Annotated in this window: 13 protein-coding genes; 5 read left to right on the top strand and 8 right to left on the bottom strand. The window is 61.5% G+C overall.

The annotated features are described in order from the left end of the window. Positions 1-87: 87 nt before the first annotated feature. Positions 88-1,545, top strand: coding sequence for an NAD-dependent succinate-semialdehyde dehydrogenase (locus V476_RS11395; protein WP_024959736.1), 1,458 nt, complete (start codon positions 88-90; stop codon positions 1,543-1,545). Positions 1,546-1,676: 131 nt separating this feature from the next. Here V476_RS11395 and V476_RS11390 read toward each other — a convergent pair whose 3' ends face one another. Continuing rightward, positions 1,677-2,606: a 2-hydroxyacid dehydrogenase gene (locus V476_RS11390; protein WP_016566871.1), complete on the bottom strand. Its 930-nt coding sequence runs from the start codon at positions 2,604-2,606 to the stop codon at positions 1,677-1,679. Positions 2,607-2,892: 286 nt separating this feature from the next. Here V476_RS11390 and gabT point away from each other — a divergent pair, with 286 nt between their 5' ends. From gabT to V476_RS11370, 4 genes are all read left to right on the top strand, one after another. After that, the gene (gene gabT, locus V476_RS11385; RefSeq protein ID WP_003437308.1) at positions 2,893-4,197 is read left to right on the top strand and encodes a 4-aminobutyrate--2-oxoglutarate transaminase; all 1,305 of its coding nucleotides are present in this window, start codon (positions 2,893-2,895) and stop codon (positions 4,195-4,197) included. Between the two features lie 81 nt (positions 4,198-4,278). Continuing rightward, the gene (locus V476_RS11380; RefSeq protein WP_003437305.1) at positions 4,279-4,935 is read left to right on the top strand and encodes an HAD family hydrolase; all 657 of its coding nucleotides are present in this window, start codon (positions 4,279-4,281) and stop codon (positions 4,933-4,935) included. Between the two features lie 47 nt (positions 4,936-4,982). Beyond that, positions 4,983-5,471, top strand: a complete 489-nt coding sequence (locus V476_RS11375) for an Lrp/AsnC family transcriptional regulator (RefSeq protein ID WP_002555947.1) — start codon at positions 4,983-4,985, stop codon at positions 5,469-5,471. Between the two features lie 339 nt (positions 5,472-5,810). Further along, positions 5,811-7,307 carry a methyl-accepting chemotaxis protein gene (locus V476_RS11370; RefSeq protein ID WP_024959734.1) on the top strand — a complete coding sequence of 499 codons (1,497 nt, stop codon included), beginning with the start codon at positions 5,811-5,813 and terminating at the stop codon, positions 7,305-7,307. Between the two features lie 9 nt (positions 7,308-7,316). Here V476_RS11370 and V476_RS11365 read toward each other — a convergent pair whose 3' ends face one another. The 7 genes from V476_RS11365 to V476_RS11335 all read right to left on the bottom strand — a co-directional run bounded on the left by V476_RS11365 (position 7,317) and on the right by V476_RS11335 (position 17,032). Then, on the bottom strand, positions 7,317-8,900 hold the full coding sequence (locus V476_RS11365) for an ABC transporter ATP-binding protein (RefSeq protein ID WP_024959733.1): 1,584 nt from the start codon (positions 8,898-8,900) through the stop codon (positions 7,317-7,319). 1 nt (position 8,901) lies between these two features. Further along, a complete protein-coding gene (locus V476_RS11360; RefSeq protein WP_004408873.1) occupies positions 8,902-9,924 on the bottom strand; it encodes an ABC transporter permease in 1,023 nt (340 codons plus the stop codon). Continuing rightward, a complete protein-coding gene (locus V476_RS11355) occupies positions 9,924-10,991 on the bottom strand; it encodes a microcin C ABC transporter permease YejB (protein WP_003413943.1) in 1,068 nt (355 codons plus the stop codon). The genes V476_RS11360 and V476_RS11355 overlap by 1 nt, the downstream gene beginning before the upstream one ends. A 1-nt stretch (position 10,992) precedes the next feature. Beyond that, on the bottom strand, positions 10,993-12,876 hold the full coding sequence (locus V476_RS11350; RefSeq protein WP_024959732.1) for an extracellular solute-binding protein: 1,884 nt from the start codon (positions 12,874-12,876) through the stop codon (positions 10,993-10,995). Between the two features lie 143 nt (positions 12,877-13,019). Continuing rightward, the gene (locus V476_RS11345) at positions 13,020-15,845 is read right to left on the bottom strand and encodes a TonB-dependent receptor (protein ID WP_024959731.1); all 2,826 of its coding nucleotides are present in this window, start codon (positions 15,843-15,845) and stop codon (positions 13,020-13,022) included. A gap of 99 nt (positions 15,846-15,944) precedes the next feature. Beyond that, a complete protein-coding gene (locus tag V476_RS11340) occupies positions 15,945-16,346 on the bottom strand; it encodes an ExbD/TolR family protein (RefSeq protein WP_002555939.1) in 402 nt (133 codons plus the stop codon). Then, positions 16,346-17,032 carry a MotA/TolQ/ExbB proton channel family protein gene (locus V476_RS11335; protein ID WP_003425751.1) on the bottom strand — a complete coding sequence of 229 codons (687 nt, stop codon included), beginning with the start codon at positions 17,030-17,032 and terminating at the stop codon, positions 16,346-16,348. Before V476_RS11335 ends, V476_RS11340 begins: the two co-directional genes overlap by 1 nt. Positions 17,033-17,095: the final 63 nt, after the last annotated feature.

Here is a 17,095-nt window from a genome sequence, read left to right as displayed (position 1 = left end):
CATCGGACGCTGCCGTTATCGCGCTTTCAGCATCCTGGACTGTGGCGTCTGCCTAGACTGGCAGTCACCCCGGAACAGGACTTGATCATGCTCAAGAATCAGTTGAAAGACCCCAGCCTGCTGGTAGACCGCGCCTACGTCGATGGGCAATGGATCAGCGCTGACGATGGTGCCACCCTGACCATCAACAACCCGGCCACCGGCGAGGCGCTGGCGCAGGTGCCGGCCCTGCAGGGCGTCGAAACCCTGCGCGCCATCGAAGCGGCTGATCGCGCCTGGCCGGCCTGGCGCGCACGTCCCGCAGCCGAACGCGCGGCGCTGCTGGAGCGCTGGCATCAGGCGATGCTCGACAACGTCGAAGACCTGGCGCAGATCATGACCTTTGAGCAGGGCAAGCCACTGAACGAGTCGCGCGGCGAGATCCGCTACGGTGCCAGCTTCGTCAAATGGTTCGCCGAGGAGGCGCGCCGCTCGTATGGTGAAACCATTCCCGCGCCCAGTGCAGACCGTCGCTTGATGACCCTCAAGCAACCAGTGGGTGTCTGTGCCGCGATCACGCCGTGGAACTTCCCCAACGCCATGATCACCCGCAAGTGCGCGCCGGCCCTGGCTGCCGGGTGCCCGATCATCGTCAAGCCATCGGACCTCACGCCCTTGTCAGCCCTGGCGCTGGCGGTGCTGGCCGAACGCGTGGGCATTCCTGCCGGGGTGTTCAACGTCATCACTGGCATGCCCACCGGGATTGGCGAAGAGCTGACCAGCAACCCGGTAGTGCGCAAGATTTCCTTCACCGGTTCGACGCCGGTCGGCCGTCTGCTGATGCGCCAGAGCGCCGAACACATCAAGCGTCTGAGCCTGGAGCTGGGCGGCAACGCACCCTTCATCGTCTTTGATGACGCGGACCTGGAACAGGCAGTGACGGGCATCATGCTCAGCAAATTCCGCAACGCCGGGCAGACCTGCGTGTGCGCCAACCGCATTCTGGTGCAAAACGGCATCTACGACCGTTTTGCTGCACGGCTGGTGGAAGAAGTGAGCAAGCTCAAGGTCGGCAACGGTCTGGAAGAGGGCGTGACCATCGGCCCGCTGATCAATCCGGCGGCGGTCAGCAAAGTCGCCCGGCATATCGACGATGCACTGAGCCAGGGGGCGAAACTGCTGCACGGCGGTTCTCCCGACGGCACCAGCCAGTTCGTCCAGCCCACGGTATTGGGCGATACCCACGCGGGTATGCTGCTGGCCAACGAAGAAACCTTCGGGCCGGTCGCACCGCTGATGCGCTTCACAGATGAAGCCGAAGCCCTGGCACTGGCCAACGCCACGCCTTATGGCCTTGGTGCGTATTACTTCACCCAGGACCTGCGCCGCTCATGGCGTTTCGGCGAGGCGCTGGAGTTCGGCATGGTCGGCCTCAACACCGGCATCATCTCCATGGAAGTCGCCCCGTTCGGCGGCATCAAACAATCCGGCCTGGGCCGCGAAGGCTCCAGCTACGGACTGGATGAATACCTAGAAGTGAAGGCGTTTCATGTGGGCGGGTTGTAGAGGCGGAGAAAACAGCGAGTCCCCTTCGCGAACAAGCGAAGCGTCGCCCGGCTCGCTCCTACGGCCTGCGGCCAGAATCAAAAGCAGACTTGTGTATGACGCTGGGTACGGAGCGTGGGAACGATCATCCGTCAGTAACCCTGGCCGCGATCCACCTGTCCTTGCATCGCTTCACCGCGTTCAAAGCGGCGGATGTTATCGAGCAGGCCAGGAAAGGCGCTTTCCGGCTGGGTCATGGCCGCCACATGCGGGGTCAGCAGGATCTTCGGGTGTGCCCAGAACGGATGGTCGGCTGCTGCCGGTTCCTGCTGCAGCACATCCAGCACTGCAGCGCTGAGTTGGCCGCTGTCCAGCGCTTCAATCAGATCCGCTTCCACCAGATGCCCACCACGGCCCATATTGATCAGTGCAGCACCTTCGGGCAGCTGCTCGAAAAGCCGGCCATTGAGGATGCCCTCGGTCTGGCCGGTCAGCGGCAGGACACACAGCAAAATGTCGCACTGCCCCAGAAATGCGTCCAGTTGCTCTTCCCCGGCATAGCACTGCACAGCGTCGATTCGATGCGCGCTGCGCGCCCAGCCCGACAGTTGGAAACCGAACGGTTTGAGGCTCGACAGAATATGCTGCGCCTGCAAGCCCAGCCCCATCACGCCGACTCGCCGTTGGTTCGCCGGTATCAGCGGGTGGGCTTTCCAGACGCCTTCAACCTGCTGCTGCCGATAACGCAGCATTTCCCGGTGCAGGCTCAGCACGGCAAAGGTTGCGTACTCACACATCGCGTGACTGATGCCAGGGTCCAGCAGACGCACCACCGGCAGTGCTTTCGGAATACGGCTCAGGTCCAGCTGGTCCACACCCGCCGACAGGGCGAACAGCACTTTCAGGTTGGGCAGCAGTTCCTGAAGATCATCGGGCGCCAGCCAGGCGCCCAGATAGTGGATGTCGGCCGGGTCGCCGATGTCTGGCCATACCCGCCATTCAATGTCTGGCGCGTGCTCGGCAAACAGGACGCGCCAGCGTTCGGCACGTGCGGGATCGGCTTTGTAGAGCAGGGCGGGCATGGGCGTTTCCTGAGCATGAAAGATGAGCCCCATCATGCCGTAAAAGCAAAGCATGATCTGTCGAAAAGGACTGCTTCCAGGCCCCTCTAAAGTCCGAAAAGCGCCGCTGCCCGGCAGATTGCATGGTGATGTGCGGGCATGAAGGAATCTGCCGTTTGCAATGCGAAAAACAGTCGATATGGACTTTTGAGGGGCGAAGTTCGGCGTAGATCATTTCGCTGAACGCTTAACCTGAACAGCATCGCAGCCACCCCCGCCGGCTGCCTGGCCCATGATAGGTAAAACCATGAACAGCAAAGTCGACGACACCCCTCATCTGATCCGCCAGCGCGACCAGTTTGTGCCGCGTGGCATTGTCACGGCCCACCCGCTGGTCATCGACCGCGCCCAGGGTTCTGAATTGTGGGACGTCGATGGCAAGCGCTATCTGGATTTCGTCGGCGGTATCGGCGTGTTGAACATCGGCCACAACCACCCCAACGTGGTCGCGGCGATTCAGGCGCAGCTGACCAAAGTCACCCACGCCTGCTTTCAGGTGGCCTCCTACCAGCCCTATATCGACCTGGCCAAACGCTTGAGCCTGTTGATCGCAGGCCAGAGCGGTATCGATCACAAGGCCGTGCTTTTCACCTCCGGCGCCGAAGCCGTGGAAAACGCGGTGAAAATCGCCCGCGCCCACACCAATCGCCCGGCGATCATCTCGTTCCGGGGCGGCTTTCATGGCCGTACGCTGCTCGGCACCACGCTGACCGGCATGAGCCAGCCGTACAAACAGAATTTCGGCCCGATGGCCCCCGAAGTGTTCCACACGCCGTACCCGAACGAATACCGCGGCGTGACCACCGACGTGGCGCTGGCGGCGTTGCACGAGCTGTTGGCCACTCAGGTCGCACCGGAGCGCGTGGCGGCGATTCTGATCGAGCCGATGCAGGGTGACGGCGGCTTCCTGACTGCGCCAGTGGAGTTCATGAAGGCCTTGCGTGCCCTGACCGAACAACACGGCATCGTGCTGATTGCCGATGAAATCCAGTCCGGTTTCGGGCGTACCGGCAAATGGTTCGGCTTCGAGCATTCGGGCATCCAGCCTGATCTGGTGACCGTGGCCAAGAGCCTTGCGGGCGGCATGCCGCTGTCGGGCGTGGTCGGGCGTGCCGAGATCATGGATGCACCGCTTCCGGGCGGCCTGGGCGGCACCTACGGCGGTAATGCCCTGTCCTGCGCCGCGGCACTGGCAGTGATCGACACCTATGAGCAAGAAAACCTGCTGGCGCGTGGCGAACAGCTGGGCAAACACCTGCGTGCGGGTCTGCTCGCGCTCAAAGAGCGTTACGCCTGCATTGGTGACGTGCGCGGTACGGGTTTCATGCTCGCCATGGAGATGGTCAAGAATGACGCGGCACGCAGCCCGGACGCCGACCTCAACCAGAAGATCATCGACCAGGCACGCCTCGGTGGCCTGCTGGTGATCAAGTGCGGCGTGTACCGCAACGTCCTGCGATTCCTCGCCCCGCTGGTGACCACCGAGCAGCAGATCGATGAAGCGCTGGGCATTCTCGACGCGGCCTTGGCACGAGTATTGAAGTCCAGCTGAGCGCAAGCGTGGTCGCGGCTGTCGTGAGACGCTGCGATCACCCGCGCTGGGGATCATTGTTGAATGGAGACGTTGCCTGCCATGGGGCTTATTGATTACCGCGCACTGTTGATCGATTGTGATGAAGTGCTGGTGGACCGTGATTCCGGTGTCTGGACGGCGTTGCAGCCGTTGCTGGACAACGGTCTGAACACACCCGGCAAAGACCAGGTACTCGCTGAATTCCATGATGTCATCCGCACGTTGTACCCGCGCTTTGACGAATTGGGTTTCAGCGGACTGTTGTGCTTTGCGCATCGCCAGCTGGCCGAACGACTGGGGATCAAGGCGAGTTGGGAGGAAGGCATGAGCTTCGCCCGCTCGGTGCCGAACTGGACGCTGTTCGAGGATGCGCCCGGCGCGATGCTCTACCTGCGCAAGTTCTATCGATTGCTGGTGTACGCCGACCGCGATCTGCAGGATCGCGGCCTGCTGTGCGAGCGATTGGGGCTTGAGGCTGACAGTTTGCTGTCGTTGACCACGCACCCGCTGGACGACACGCGCTGGCTTGCCAAGATGGATCTGGACACCCGAGACACCTTGCTGGTATCCCGCCCACCAGCCTCTGCTCCGGGCCTCGGCGGGCTGTGCCTGATCCGCCGCAGCCGCGAACAGCACAGCCAGCCCTGCGCCGCAGATATCTGCATCAACAGCATGGCGGATCTGGTTGCTCAGCATCAGCTGTCTTTACGGCGCTGATTTTGCTAGAAGGTAGGCACGGTGAATGGCAATACATGAGGTAGGTAATGGAAGGCTTGGTCAAACTGGATCGGATTGATATCAATATCCTGGTAGAACTCCAGAAAGACGGGCGCATGACCAACGTCAGCCTGGCCGATGCAGTCGGGCTTTCCGCGAGCCCTTGCCTGCAACGCGTCAAACGACTTGAGTCGGCGGGTTACATCTCCAGTTACAAGGCGCATCTCAATCTCGCGAAAATCACCGAATCGGTCACGGTGTTCACGGAAATCTCGCTCAGCGACCACAAGCGCGAAGACTTCGCCAAATTCGAAGCCAACATCCGCCACGTCGACGAAGTGCTGGAATGCCACCTGATCAGCGGCGGCTACGATTACCTGGTGCGCTTCATGACCCGCAGCATTCAGCATTACCAGGAAGTGATCGAAGAACTGCTGGACAAAAACATCGGCATCTCCAAGTACTTCAGCTACATCGTCATCAAATCCCCGGTCATGAAAGACGGCGTGCCGCTGCGCAAATTGCTGCGCCATTGAAACACTAGCCAAAAGAGGACGCGGAGCGTCCAGAACGGCATACCCACGCGGAGCACGGGCACGATAGCGTTCGCCCGAACACCTCGTGCTACACCCGTTCCGCGACCTACCTGCTGACTATCGTTCCTCACGCTCCAGTGGGATGCCTTGCGTGACGCTCCGCGTCACAGATCTACGCTGCATGCATACGCAGCCCTGAATACCGGGCAAAGAATATGTATGTCTGAAATTCTGGCATAGGGCTACTATCCGGACGGCACTTTGGCCGGGCTTTTGCTCGTGCAGATTTGAAAACCGGCAGGAGCCCCTGTCGCCATGGATTTCAAAAGGATGTGTTCGATGCCCGTAGCCCATAGTTTCCTTGACCATTACCGCAAGGCCGACCGGATCATGCTGGGTCTGATCTGGCTGTTGTTCATCTACGCGCTGGGGTTGGCGTTCTGGTTCGACACCTTCACCCAGGCAGTCGTCGTCGGTGGCGGCACCGCGGTGGTGCTGACCGGGCTGTATCGGGCCATCGGCGGCACCCGATTGATGCGTTGCTGTTTCGGGGTAGGCCTGATGGTCATGACCGCGCTGCACATCAATCAGACCCACGGGCAGGTCGAGATACATTTCGGCATCTTCGTCCTGCTGGCAGTGCTTACCTTCTACCGCGACTGGCTGCCGATTCTGGTCGCTGCCGTCACCATCGCTCTCCACCACATCGGTTTCCATGCCCTGCAGCATTCCGGCTTCCCGGTGTACGTCATGCACCACGGCTTCGGCTGGAGCATGGTGCTTGTGCATGCGGTGTATGTGGTGGTCGAAAGCGCGATTCTGGTGTACCTGGCCGTGCAGAATCAGGCCGAGGCGGTCGAGAATCAGGACATGCTGGACCGGATGCTGGCCACCACCAACCAGTTCTCCACCGATAGCCAGTCCAGCCAGCAGTCGGGCAAACATGTCTCGCTGGCGCAGCGGTTCGAGCAGTTTCTGGCGCAGATCACCGGCCTGGTCGACGGCGTGGTGCGTGACACTCGCGGGCTTGGCGAACTGGGTCATGACCTCGCCAAGGCCAGCAGTACGCTGGAAACCGGTGCACAGCATCAGCTCAGTGAAATCGCGCGCATGACCGGCGCGATGCAGCGCATGGGCGATGCCATGAACGATATATCCAGCCACGTCGCGCAAGCCGTGCAGCGGGCCGGTGACGCCAGCGATCAGGTCGCCCATGGGCGCGACAGTGTCGACCGTGCGCAGAGCGAAATCACCCAGCTTGCCGCACGCATCACGACCACCGATGAGACCGTACAAGCCCTGGCCAACCAGTCAGAACAGATCGGCAAGGTGCTGGACGTGATCGGCAGCATTGCCGAGCAGACCAACCTGCTGGCCCTCAATGCCGCAATCGAAGCCGCCCGCGCCGGTGAGCAGGGCCGAGGCTTTGCGGTGGTGGCCGATGAGGTACGCAACCTGGCGCAGCGCACAGCAGCCTCGACTAAGGAAATCCAGACCATCATCGAAGACCTGCAAAAAGGCAGTCGTCAGGCCGCTACGGCCATGAACGACAGCCTGCAAGGTGTCGGGCGTTGTGTCGAGGACAGCCAGCGTGCTTCGGAATCCCTGCGCGCCGTCGGCGAAGGCATCGGCCATATCACCCGGCTCAACGGCCTGATTGCCACGACGACCGAACAGCAGTCCGCCGTCAGCCGGGAAATGGCCGATCAGTTGCGTTCGGTGCAGACCATCGCCGAACACACCGCCGCCAATATCGGTGTGCTGGCGACCAGCAGCCAGAGCCTGTCACCACTGGCCATCCGCCTGGAAGCGCTGGGCCAGAGCTTTCACGCGTAGTTTTCGCGCTCAGGCAAACACCAGCCCCGACGAACGCAGCAGTTCCTGAGTGTAGGCCTGCTGCGGTGCGGCGAAGATCTCGCGGGACGGGCCCTGTTCGACGACCTTGCCGTCCTTGATGACGATCAGGTCATGGGCCAGGGCGTGAACCACCGCCAGGTCATGGCTGATAAACAGATACGTCAGGCCATGACGGATTTGCAGATCGCGCAGCAGGGCGACGATCTGCTTTTGCACGGTCCGGTCGAGCGCCGAGGTCGGCTCGTCGAGCAGGATCAGATCCGGTTCAAGCACCAGCGCCCGTGCGATGGAAATACGCTGGCGCTGACCGCCGGAAAACTCGTGCGGGTAACGATGCCGGGTGGCCGGGTCCAGGCCGACTTCCTGCAACACGCGGATCACGGTCTGTTCACGCTCTTTCGGCGTACCGATGTTGTGCGTCACCAGGCCCTCGGCAATGATCTGTTCCACAGTCATGCGCGGGCTGAGGCTGCCGAACGGGTCCTGAAACACCACCTGCAGTTGACGGCGCAACGGGCGCATCAGGTGCTGGCTGTGCAGACTCAGTTCCTTGGTACCGAAGCGGATGCTGCCCTCTGAATCGACCAGGCGCAAAGTCGCCTGGCCCAGGGTCGATTTGCCCGAACCCGACTCGCCGACAATGCCCAGCGTCTTGCCCTTGAGCAGCTCGAAACTCACCCCGTCCACCGCCTTCACATACTGCGGCTCACGCTTGAACCAGGCCTTGCCCAGCGGGAACCAGACCTTCAGGTCCTGTACCGACAACAGCGTGTTGCTGTGCGTGGACGGTACCGGTTCGCCATCCGGCTCGGCATTGATCAGCAGACGGCTGTAAGGGTGATGCGGGCTGTCGAACAGGGTCTGGCAATCGGCCTGCTCGACGATCTCGCCCTCACGCATCACGCAGACCCGCTGGGCGATGCGCCGCACCAGATTGAGGTCGTGGCTGATCAGCAGCAGCGACATGTTCAGCCGCTGTTGCAGGGACTTGAGCAACTCCAGAATCTTCACCTGCACGGTCACGTCCAGCGCGGTGGTCGGCTCGTCGGCGATCAGCAGATCCGGTTCGTTGGCCAGCGCCATGGCAATCATGATGCGCTGCCGCTGCCCGCCCGACAGTTGATGCGGATACGCCTTGAGACGGGACAGCGGATCACGAATGCCGACCAGTTCCAGCAGCTCCAGGGTGCGGCTCAGCGCAGCCTTGCCCTTGAGGCCCTTATGGGTGACGAGGATTTCGCCGATCTGTTTTTCGACCGTGTGCAGCGGGTTCAGCGAACTCATGGGCTCCTGAAAAATCATCGCCACGCGGTTGCCGCGCAGGCTGCGCAACTGCTTGTCGCTGGCGCTGACCAGATCCAGCCCGTCGTAACGAATCGAGCCTTGCGTGCTGACGGTTTTCGCCGGCAACAGGCGCAGAATCGAATGCGCCGTGACCGATTTGCCCGAGCCGGATTCGCCCACCAGCGCCAGGCACTCGCCACGGCGGATGTCGAGGCTGACGCCATGCACCACTTCGCGGCCGTTGAAGGCGACCCGAAGGTCGCGAATTTCAATCAGGTTGTCGTGCATGTCAGCTCCGAGGATCGAACGCGTCGCGGCAGGCTTCGCCGATGAACACCAGCAGAGAAAGGATCAGGGCCAGCACCACGAACGCCGTCAGCCCCAGCCAGGGTGCTTGCAGGTTGCGCTTGGCCTCGCCGATCAGCTCGCCCAGCGACGCACTGCCCGCCGGCATGCCGAAGCCGAGAAAATCCAGTGCAGTGAGGGTGGCGATGGCGCCGGTGATGATGAACGGCAGGTAGGTCAGGGTACTGGTCATCGCGTTGGGCAGGATGTGTCGCCACATCAGCGCAGCGTCGGTCAGACCCAATGCGCGGGCAGCTTTGACGTACTCCAGATTGCGCCCACGCAGGAACTCGGCACGCACCACGTCCACCAGCGACAGCCAGGAGAACAGCGCCATGATCCCCAGCAGCCACCAGAAACTGGGCGACACAAAGCCGGACAGAATGATCAGCAGGTACAGCACCGGCAGCCCCGACCAGATCTCCTGAATGCGCTGGCCGATGAGGTCGGTCATGCCGCCGTAGTACCCCTGAATCGCCCCGGCACACACGCCGATCACCGTGCTGATCGCGGTCAGCAGCAGCGCGAACAGAATGGATATCCGCGCGCCGAACAGCACACGTGCCAACACATCGCGAGCCTGTTCGTCCGTGCCCAGCCAGTTGATCGCATCAGGCGGGCTGGGGGACGGCGCGTCCAGATCATAATTGATGGTGTCGTAGCTGAACGGGATCGGCGCGAACAGCATCCAGCCGTTTTTCGCCGCGATCAGCTTGCGCACATAGTCGCTGGCATAGTCCGGTTCGAACGGCAGCTCGCCGCCGAAATCGGTTTCCATGTAGGTGTGCAGCACCGGGTAATACAGCTGCCCGTCGTAGCGGATCAGCAGCGGCTTGTCGTTGGCGATCAGTTCGCCGCACAGGCACACCAGCAGCAGGCCGATGAAGATCCACAGCGACCACCAACCGCGACGGTTGGCCTTGAACAGGTCGAAGCGGCGCCGGGTTTGGGGAGAGAACTCGAACATCAGGCGCTCCTCGCGGAAAAGTCGATGCGTGGGTCGACCAGCGTGTAACACAGGTCACCGATCAGTTTGATCAGCAGGCCGAACAGCGTGAACAGAAACAGCGTGCCGAACACGATGGGGTAGTCGCGCGAGACGGCTGCTTCGTAACTCATGCGCCCCAAACCATCGAGGCCGAAGATGGTTTCGATCAGCAGCGAGCCGGCGAAGAACACTTCGATCAAGGCCTGTGGAATACCGGCGATCACCAGCAACATGGCGTTGCGAAACACATGGCCGTACAGCACGCGGTGCTCGGTCAGGCCCTTGGCGCGCGCCGTGACCACGTACTGGCGGCTGATCTCGTTGAGAAAGCTGTTCTTGGTGAGGATGGTCAGCGTGGCGAACCCGCCGATCACCAGCGAACTGACCGGCAGCACCAGGTGCCACAGATAGTCCTTCACCTTGCCCCAGGTGCTCAGGCTATCGAAGTTGTCCGAGAACAGCCCTTGCGCCGGAAACCAGCTCAGGTAACTGCCCCCGGCGAACACCACGATCAACAGAATGGCGAACAGAAACGCGGGCGTGGCGTAACCGATGATCACCAGCGTGCTGCTCCAGACATCGAACGCGCTGCCATGCCGCACTGCCTTGCGAATGCCCAGCGGGATGGAAATCAGGTACGTGATCAGCGTCGCCCAAAGCCCGAGGGACAGCGACACCGGGAGCTTTTGTGCAATCAGTTCGGTGACCGGTGCACCGCGGAAGAAGCTGGTGCCGAAATCCAGTTGTGCGTAGTTCTTGAGCATTAGCCACAGCCGTTCGTGCATCGGTTTGTCGAAACCGTAGTGTTGCTTGATCTGCTCGATCAGCGCCGGGTCCAGCCCGCGTGTGCTGCGGCTGGCGGTACCGGAGGCAGCCACTTCGCCCCCGCCGCCGCCCACACCGTTGGGGCTGAAGCCCTGAATGCGCGCGATGGCCTGCTCGACCGGTCCGCCGGGGGCGGCCTGCACGATCAGGAAGTTGACGATCAGAATGGCCAGCAGCGTGGGAATGATCAGCAGCAGGCGTCGAATCACATAAGCCAGCATCTCAATACTCCTTGGCGGCGGCAGGTTTGCCGGTCAGCGCAGTGGCCTGAGCATTGGTCAGCGGCGTCGGACTGATCTGCCACCAGGTTTCCAGGCCCACGTCATAGATCGGTGCCACATCCGGCATGCCGAAACGGTTGGCGAACACCAGCGGCGTGCCCTTGGAGTAGTAGTTGGGGATCATGTAGTAACCCCACTGCAGGACCCGATCCAGCGCCCGCGCGTAGAGCACCATGTCGTTGCGCGTATTGGCGCTGACCAGCCCGTCGATCAGCGTGTCTACCGCAGGGTTGCGCAGCACCATGGCGTTGGAGCTGCCCACTTCGGTGGCGCTTTGCGAGCCATACAGGTTGTACAGCTCACGGCCCGGAGAGATGATCGGATTGCCGTTTTTCGGCAGGCTGACCACGATCATGTCGTAGTCCCGCGCATTAAGCCGGTTGATGTACTGCGCCGAATCGATGCGCAGAAAATCCAGCGTGATGCCGATCTGCGCCAGCGTACGCTTGAAGGGCAGGATCAGCCGGTCGAAGCCGCCCTGACCATCGAGAAAACTGAACACCATCGGCTCGCCCGCCGCGTTGACCAGCTTGTTGTCTTTCGGGTGCCAGCCGGCTTCGGCCAGCAGCTTGAGGGCCTGCAACTGCTTGTCACGGATGTAACCGCTGCCGTCGGTTTTCGGTGGCTGGTAGACCTTGCTGAACACCTCGTCCGGCAACTGGCCGCGCAAGGGCTCGAGGAGCTTCAGCTCGGCCGGAGTCGGCAGCTCGGTGGCGGCCATGTCGCTCTTCGGAAAGTAGCTTTGTTCGCGCACGTAGAAATTGCGCATGACCCGGCGATTGATCCAGTCGAAATCCCACAGCAATGACAGCGCCTCGCGCACGCGGCGGTCCTTGAACATGGGTTTGTCCAGATTGAACACAAAGCCCTGCGCGGCGACCGGACGTTGCGGTGCGAGGATGCGCTTTTGCAGGCGCCCGTCGTCAATCGCCGGGCCGCTGTAGCCGACCACGAAGCCTGAAGAGGAGAACTCGCGGTTGTAGTCGAACGTCCCGGCCTGCAGCAGCTGGCGAGCGATTTCGGTGTCGCCGTAGTAGTTCACGGTGAGCGTGTCGAAGTTGTACAGACCACGGCTGACCGGCAGGTCCTTGCCCCACCAATCCTTGACCCGTTCGAAGGTGACGCTGCGTCCGGCGTCGACCTTGGCGACCCGGTACGGCCCGTTGCCCAGCGGCGGTTCGAAACCGCCGCCGTTGGCGAAGTCGCGGGTCTTCCACCAGTGTTCGGGGAGGATGTGCAGGCTGGCAATGTCCAGCGCCAGCATGCGGTTGAGGTTGTTCTTGAAGTCGAAGCGAATCTGCAGCGGGCCTTCGATGGTCACCTCTTTGACGTCGGCGAACATCGGTCGATAGCTGAAGCTGCCCTTGGTGGTCATCAGCTCGAAGGTGTAGCGCACGTCTTCGGCGGTGACGGGCTTGCCGTCCTCGAAACGCGCCTTGGGGTTGAGGAAAAAACGAATCCACAGACCGTCCGGGTCCATCTCCATCTTTTCCGCGATCAGGCCATACACCGTGTACGGCTCATCCAGCGAGCGATAGGCCAGTGGCGAGTACACCCAGCTGTCGACCTCGCGCACATTGATGCCCTGATCGACGTAGGGATTGAGGTAATTGAACTGGCCGATTTCTTCCGCCGAGCGCGTCAGCGAGCCGCCTTTAGGGGCGTTCGGGTTGACGTAATCGAAGTGCTTAAAGCCAGCCGGGTATTTCGCCGCCTCGCCATAGACGGTCAAGGCGTGGGTCGGCGTCGCCAGCACGGTCTGCCAGCCACTGCACAGCACGACACCCAGAAGCAGGCGCCGCAGAAAACGGTTAAGACGCGACATGGTGGGGCTTTCCTCGTACGCACTGAATGACGGAACACTGCGAAAAAGCCCCCGGCCGAGGAAGGCGGATGAACCTGGGCCGGAGGGGGCGAGCTCGCAATCTGACCTGGCCCACGGAGCGTGTATGGGCCACGTCGTCACACTCAGAAGTGGTAAGTCGCGCGGGCGAACAGAGTACGGCCCAGCGGGTCTGCGTAACGAGGGTCGTAGCCGGACTGGAAGTTGTAGGCCTGGTTGGAGAACGGCGGGTTGCGGTCGAACATATTGCGCACACCAGCGTCGATATCCAGCACCTTGTCGAAGGTATGACCCACCGACATGTCCCACAGCGCGTACGACGCGACCCGCGCATTGGTGGTGCGGTCGTAATCGTTATAGCCGCTGGTGAAGCGGTTGGTGATGGAGGCGCGGGTATCGCCCAGTGCCCAGGTACCGGTCAGGACGTGTTTCCAGCGCGAAATCACGCCGTCGCCCTGGAAGTCGCCGACCTTGTCGGTGTACGGGCCGTCGATGATGTTCTGGAAGTCATACCGGGTGACGTAGGTGCCGGTCATGCCCAGACCGAACTGGCCGTAAGGCGTGTTCGGGAAGCGATAGTCGAGGGTTACGTCGACACCGCTGGTTTTGACGATGCCCAGGTTGGCGTTGCCGGTGACGATGTTGGCGATCGAACCGTCGGCAGCGCGCACGTAGCGGTCGGCGTAGGTGTTCGGGTCATCGAACACGGTCGACTCGGGGAACGCCTGGATCTGGTTGGAGATATGAATCCACCAGAAATCCAGGCCCATCGACAGGTTGTTGACCGGCTGATAGACGAAGCCCAGGGTCATGTTGCGGGCTTTTTCCGGGGCCAGCTCGGTGTTGCCTCCGCCATTGTTGAGGAACTGCTGCTGGCAATCACGACCAGCGTTACCACCAGGCTGGACGACACCACCGGCACACAGCACCGGGTCGTTGTAATAGCCTTGGGTAAAGGTCGTGCTACGCGGGGCATACAGTTCGTACAGCGAAGGTGCGCGAAAGCCTTCGCTGTAGGCACCACGGACCACCAGTTGCTTGAACGGCTGATAGCGGAACGAGTATTTCGGGTTGGTGGTGCTGCCGAAGTCGCTGTATTTGTCGTGACGAACGGCGGCGGTCAGTTCAAGGCTGTCCAGCACGGGGACATTCAGTTCGGCGTATTCTGCCTTGACGCTCCTGTCACCTTCGACGCTGCCTGCGGCATCTGCGCCCAGACTGCTGACGTCGTTGACGAAAGCTTCGTACTCTTGATGCATTTTCTCTTTTCGGTATTCGCCACCTAGCGCAATGCCGGCAGGGCCTGCACCGAACCAGTCACCGATTTCCCGGCTAATACGCGCATCCAGCCCGGCCACCCGGCCCACGGCGCTTGAGTACTGGCCATGGTATTGATTGGCGTCAATCAGCGCCTGACCGGCAGCGGTCTGCGGACCAAACGGATTGAGGGTGCCATTGGCGAGGCCATTGAGCATTGCAGCATCGCTGATGTAACCATCGGTGAGCGATGACAACACTTTGTTCTGGTTGTAGGACGCGCCAACGTTGTAGTCCCAGCCACCCACCAGACCGTCGAAATTCAGCAGAAATCGTTGACTGGTATTTTGATCGCTCGATCCGCGTGGGCCTGCTGCCGTTTCTCGCCATGCGGTGCTGACCGGTTGCGTCGGGTCGAGGGTGAAATCGGTGGGGGCCGGAGTGATGCCGTTACCGGGATAGAAGGGTGACGACGAGTCCAGTGACAGCCCGGTGAGAGGCGCTGGCCCGATATCGGTATGGTTGTTGTTGCGGGCCCAGAAGTATTCGAGGCTGACGTTGTGATCGTCGGCCAGCTTGCCGGTAGCCCTGCCGAAAAAAGAGGTCTTTTCGGTTTGCGGGATCAGGTCGATGTACTCGCGAGTACTGAATCGGCAGATGCCGTTGCTGGCTATCAGGCTGGGGCCGCTGCAGTTTCTGCCCAGCGGGTTGGCGGAGTTGTCGCCCTGAAAATAATTGCCGGGATATGCCGTCCCGGAGGTCTGGTTGAGACCGCGTCCCGGTACGTAATCCTTGGCAAACGAACGATCATTGGCGTCCAGATTCTGCTGCTTGTTGTAGTTGAAGACGCCCATCACGTTAAAGCGGTCTTCTTCCAGATCACCGAAGCCCCAGCTGGCACTCATGTCCTTGGTCGCACCGCCGCCACTGGCGGTCGGCGTCTCGCCACCGAGGGTCAGGCTGCCATCGGTCAGGGATTTTTTGGTGATGAAGTTGATCACACCACCGATGGCGTCGGTGCCGTACAGCGCCGAGGCACCGTCACGCAGCACTTCCACGCGGTCGATCGCAGCGAACGGGATCATGTTCAGGTCAATGGCGCTGCCGTTGGGCGTACCCACACCGGACAACGCATTGTTGGCCAGACGTCGGCCGTTGAGCAGCACCAGCGTCTTGTTCGCACCGATGCCGCGCATGTCGGCGAAGGAGGCGCCTCCTGTTCCGGCTCCGACCGAGCCTGCGCTGTTGTTGATCGACTGGCTGCCGGTGATGCGCTGGACCATTTCCTGGGTGGTGGTCACGCCCTGTTTCTTCAGGTCGTCGGCGCGCAGGATGGTAATCGGCACGGCGGTTTCGGCATCGACCCGGCGGATCGCCGAACCGGTCACTTCTACACGTTGCAGCTGGGTCGTGGCAGGCACAACCGCTGCGCTGGTGGACACGGCCGAGCCGCTGGTGTCTGCATCGACGGCGTCTGCCGCCTGGGCACCGCTCATGCCCATGGCCAATGCGCAGAGCAGGGTACGTGGATGACGCCGGACCGCGAGGGCCAGTGGTTTGAGGGTGCAACCGGGAAGATTCATCAGCATGGTTAGTTCCGACTTGATCCAGACATTATTGAAATGGCCTTGTGAGCCCTCTGTTCCCGACGCGGTTGTGCCGAGCGGGAGTTCCACTTCTTCTTTTTCCAGCAAGCCGCTCCCCTCCAGGGGCTTTTCAGCCCACGGACAACCGCATTCACGGGGGTCGGGTCAGACGGCTTCGCGAGGCGAAGCCACCCGGTCAGTCGAGCGTCATTTCGCTGTCATGACGGATATCTTCGTAATGCCGGAGCGTTCGATGGAGGCCATGGCCTTGGCCACCTGGCCATAATTCACGGCGGTATCGGCCTGCAACTGGACGCGGATTTCCGGGTCCTTGGCCTTTTCGTCCTGCAGGCTTTTTTCCAGCAGCTCCGGGGCGATTTCCGATTTGGCGAGATAGAACTTGCCGTCCTGATCGACGCTGACCACCACCGGGTTTTTCTTCTCGGCGGGGGCGACTGCGTCGGTCTTGGGCAAGTTGACCTTGATCGCGTTGGTCATCAGCGGCGTGGTGACGATGAACACCACCAGCAGCACGAGCATCACGTCGACCAGCGGCGTGACGTTCATTTCGCTGAGTACTTCATCGCTGTCCTGAGTGGAGAAAGACATTAGCTGGCCTCCCGAACGGCATGGCCATTCTTGCTGGCGATGGGCTGGCGCGTGACGGCAAAGGCGCTGCGCTGGGCGAGGGCGTCGAAGTCGTGGGCGAAGTCATCCATGTCGGCCACGGCGAGCTTGAGGCGGCGCAGGAAGAAGTTGTAGATCAGCACTGCTGGTACGGCGACGGCGATACCCACGCCGGTGGCGACCAGCGCGTGACCGATAGGCCCGGCGACCGCTTCAAGGCTGGCCGAGCCGGTCACGCCGATGCTTTGCAGCGCTTCCATGATCCCCCAGACCGTACCGAACAGGCCGATGAAGGGCGCGGTGCTGCCGATACTGGCGAGAATCGCCTGGCCACTTTCCAGCGCGCGCCGCTCTTTTTGTATCTGCTGGCGCAGGTTGCGCTCCAGGCGGTCCGAGCGGTTGATGGTGTGCGCCAATTGTTGCGTGGTGCGCGGCGACTCATCGACCGCCATGGCTTCAAAGCCACTGTTGGCGATACGCGCCAGCGCGCCAGGGTATTGCGCAGAATGCTCGGCAGCGGTGAGCAGGTCCGGTGCGCTCCAGAACACTTTGGTGAATTGTTTGTTCTGGGACTTCTGGCGGACATACTGCGCCGACTTGATCAGCAACAGTGCCCAACTCAATACGGAAAACAGAATCAGTGCCCAGAGCACGGCCGGGACGATCATGGAAGAGAGCGATGCGTTCATGGTTTAAACCTCACCAGCTTTGATAATTGAATAGTCGGTTGT

The sequence above is a fragment of the Pseudomonas syringae KCTC 12500 genome (genome assembly GCF_000507185.2).
Taxonomy (GTDB): Bacteria; Pseudomonadota; Gammaproteobacteria; order Pseudomonadales; family Pseudomonadaceae; genus Aquipseudomonas; species Aquipseudomonas syringae.
The sequence above is the reverse complement of the archived record's forward strand: the minus strand, read 5'-3'. Positions and strand labels throughout refer to the sequence as shown.

Bases quoted from the DNA above. Each gene is read 5' to 3' on its own strand.
- V476_RS11335 (WP_003425751.1), bottom strand. From the start codon at position 17,032: ATGATCGTCCCGGCCGTGCTCTGGGCACTGATTCTGTTTTCCGTATTG.
- V476_RS11370 (WP_024959734.1), top strand. From the start codon at position 5,811: ATGCCCGTAGCCCATAGTTTCCTTGACCATTACCGCAAGGCCGACCGG.
- V476_RS11350 (WP_024959732.1), bottom strand. From the start codon at position 12,876: ATGTCGCGTCTTAACCGTTTTCTGCGGCGCCTGCTTCTGGGTGTCGTG.
- V476_RS11355 (WP_003413943.1), bottom strand. From the start codon at position 10,991: ATGCTGGCTTATGTGATTCGACGCCTGCTGCTGATCATTCCCACGCTG.
- V476_RS11360 (WP_004408873.1), bottom strand. From the start codon at position 9,924: ATGTTCGAGTTCTCTCCCCAAACCCGGCGCCGCTTCGACCTGTTCAAG.
- V476_RS11340 (WP_002555939.1), bottom strand. From the start codon at position 16,346: ATGTCTTTCTCCACTCAGGACAGCGATGAAGTACTCAGCGAAATGAAC.
- gabT (WP_003437308.1), top strand. From the start codon at position 2,893: ATGAACAGCAAAGTCGACGACACCCCTCATCTGATCCGCCAGCGCGAC.
- V476_RS11395 (WP_024959736.1), top strand. From the start codon at position 88: ATGCTCAAGAATCAGTTGAAAGACCCCAGCCTGCTGGTAGACCGCGCC.
- V476_RS11380 (WP_003437305.1), top strand. From the start codon at position 4,279: ATGGGGCTTATTGATTACCGCGCACTGTTGATCGATTGTGATGAAGTG.
- V476_RS11375 (WP_002555947.1), top strand. From the start codon at position 4,983: ATGGAAGGCTTGGTCAAACTGGATCGGATTGATATCAATATCCTGGTA.
- V476_RS11365 (WP_024959733.1), bottom strand. From the start codon at position 8,900: ATGCACGACAACCTGATTGAAATTCGCGACCTTCGGGTCGCCTTCAAC.
- V476_RS11390 (WP_016566871.1), bottom strand. From the start codon at position 2,606: ATGCCCGCCCTGCTCTACAAAGCCGATCCCGCACGTGCCGAACGCTGG.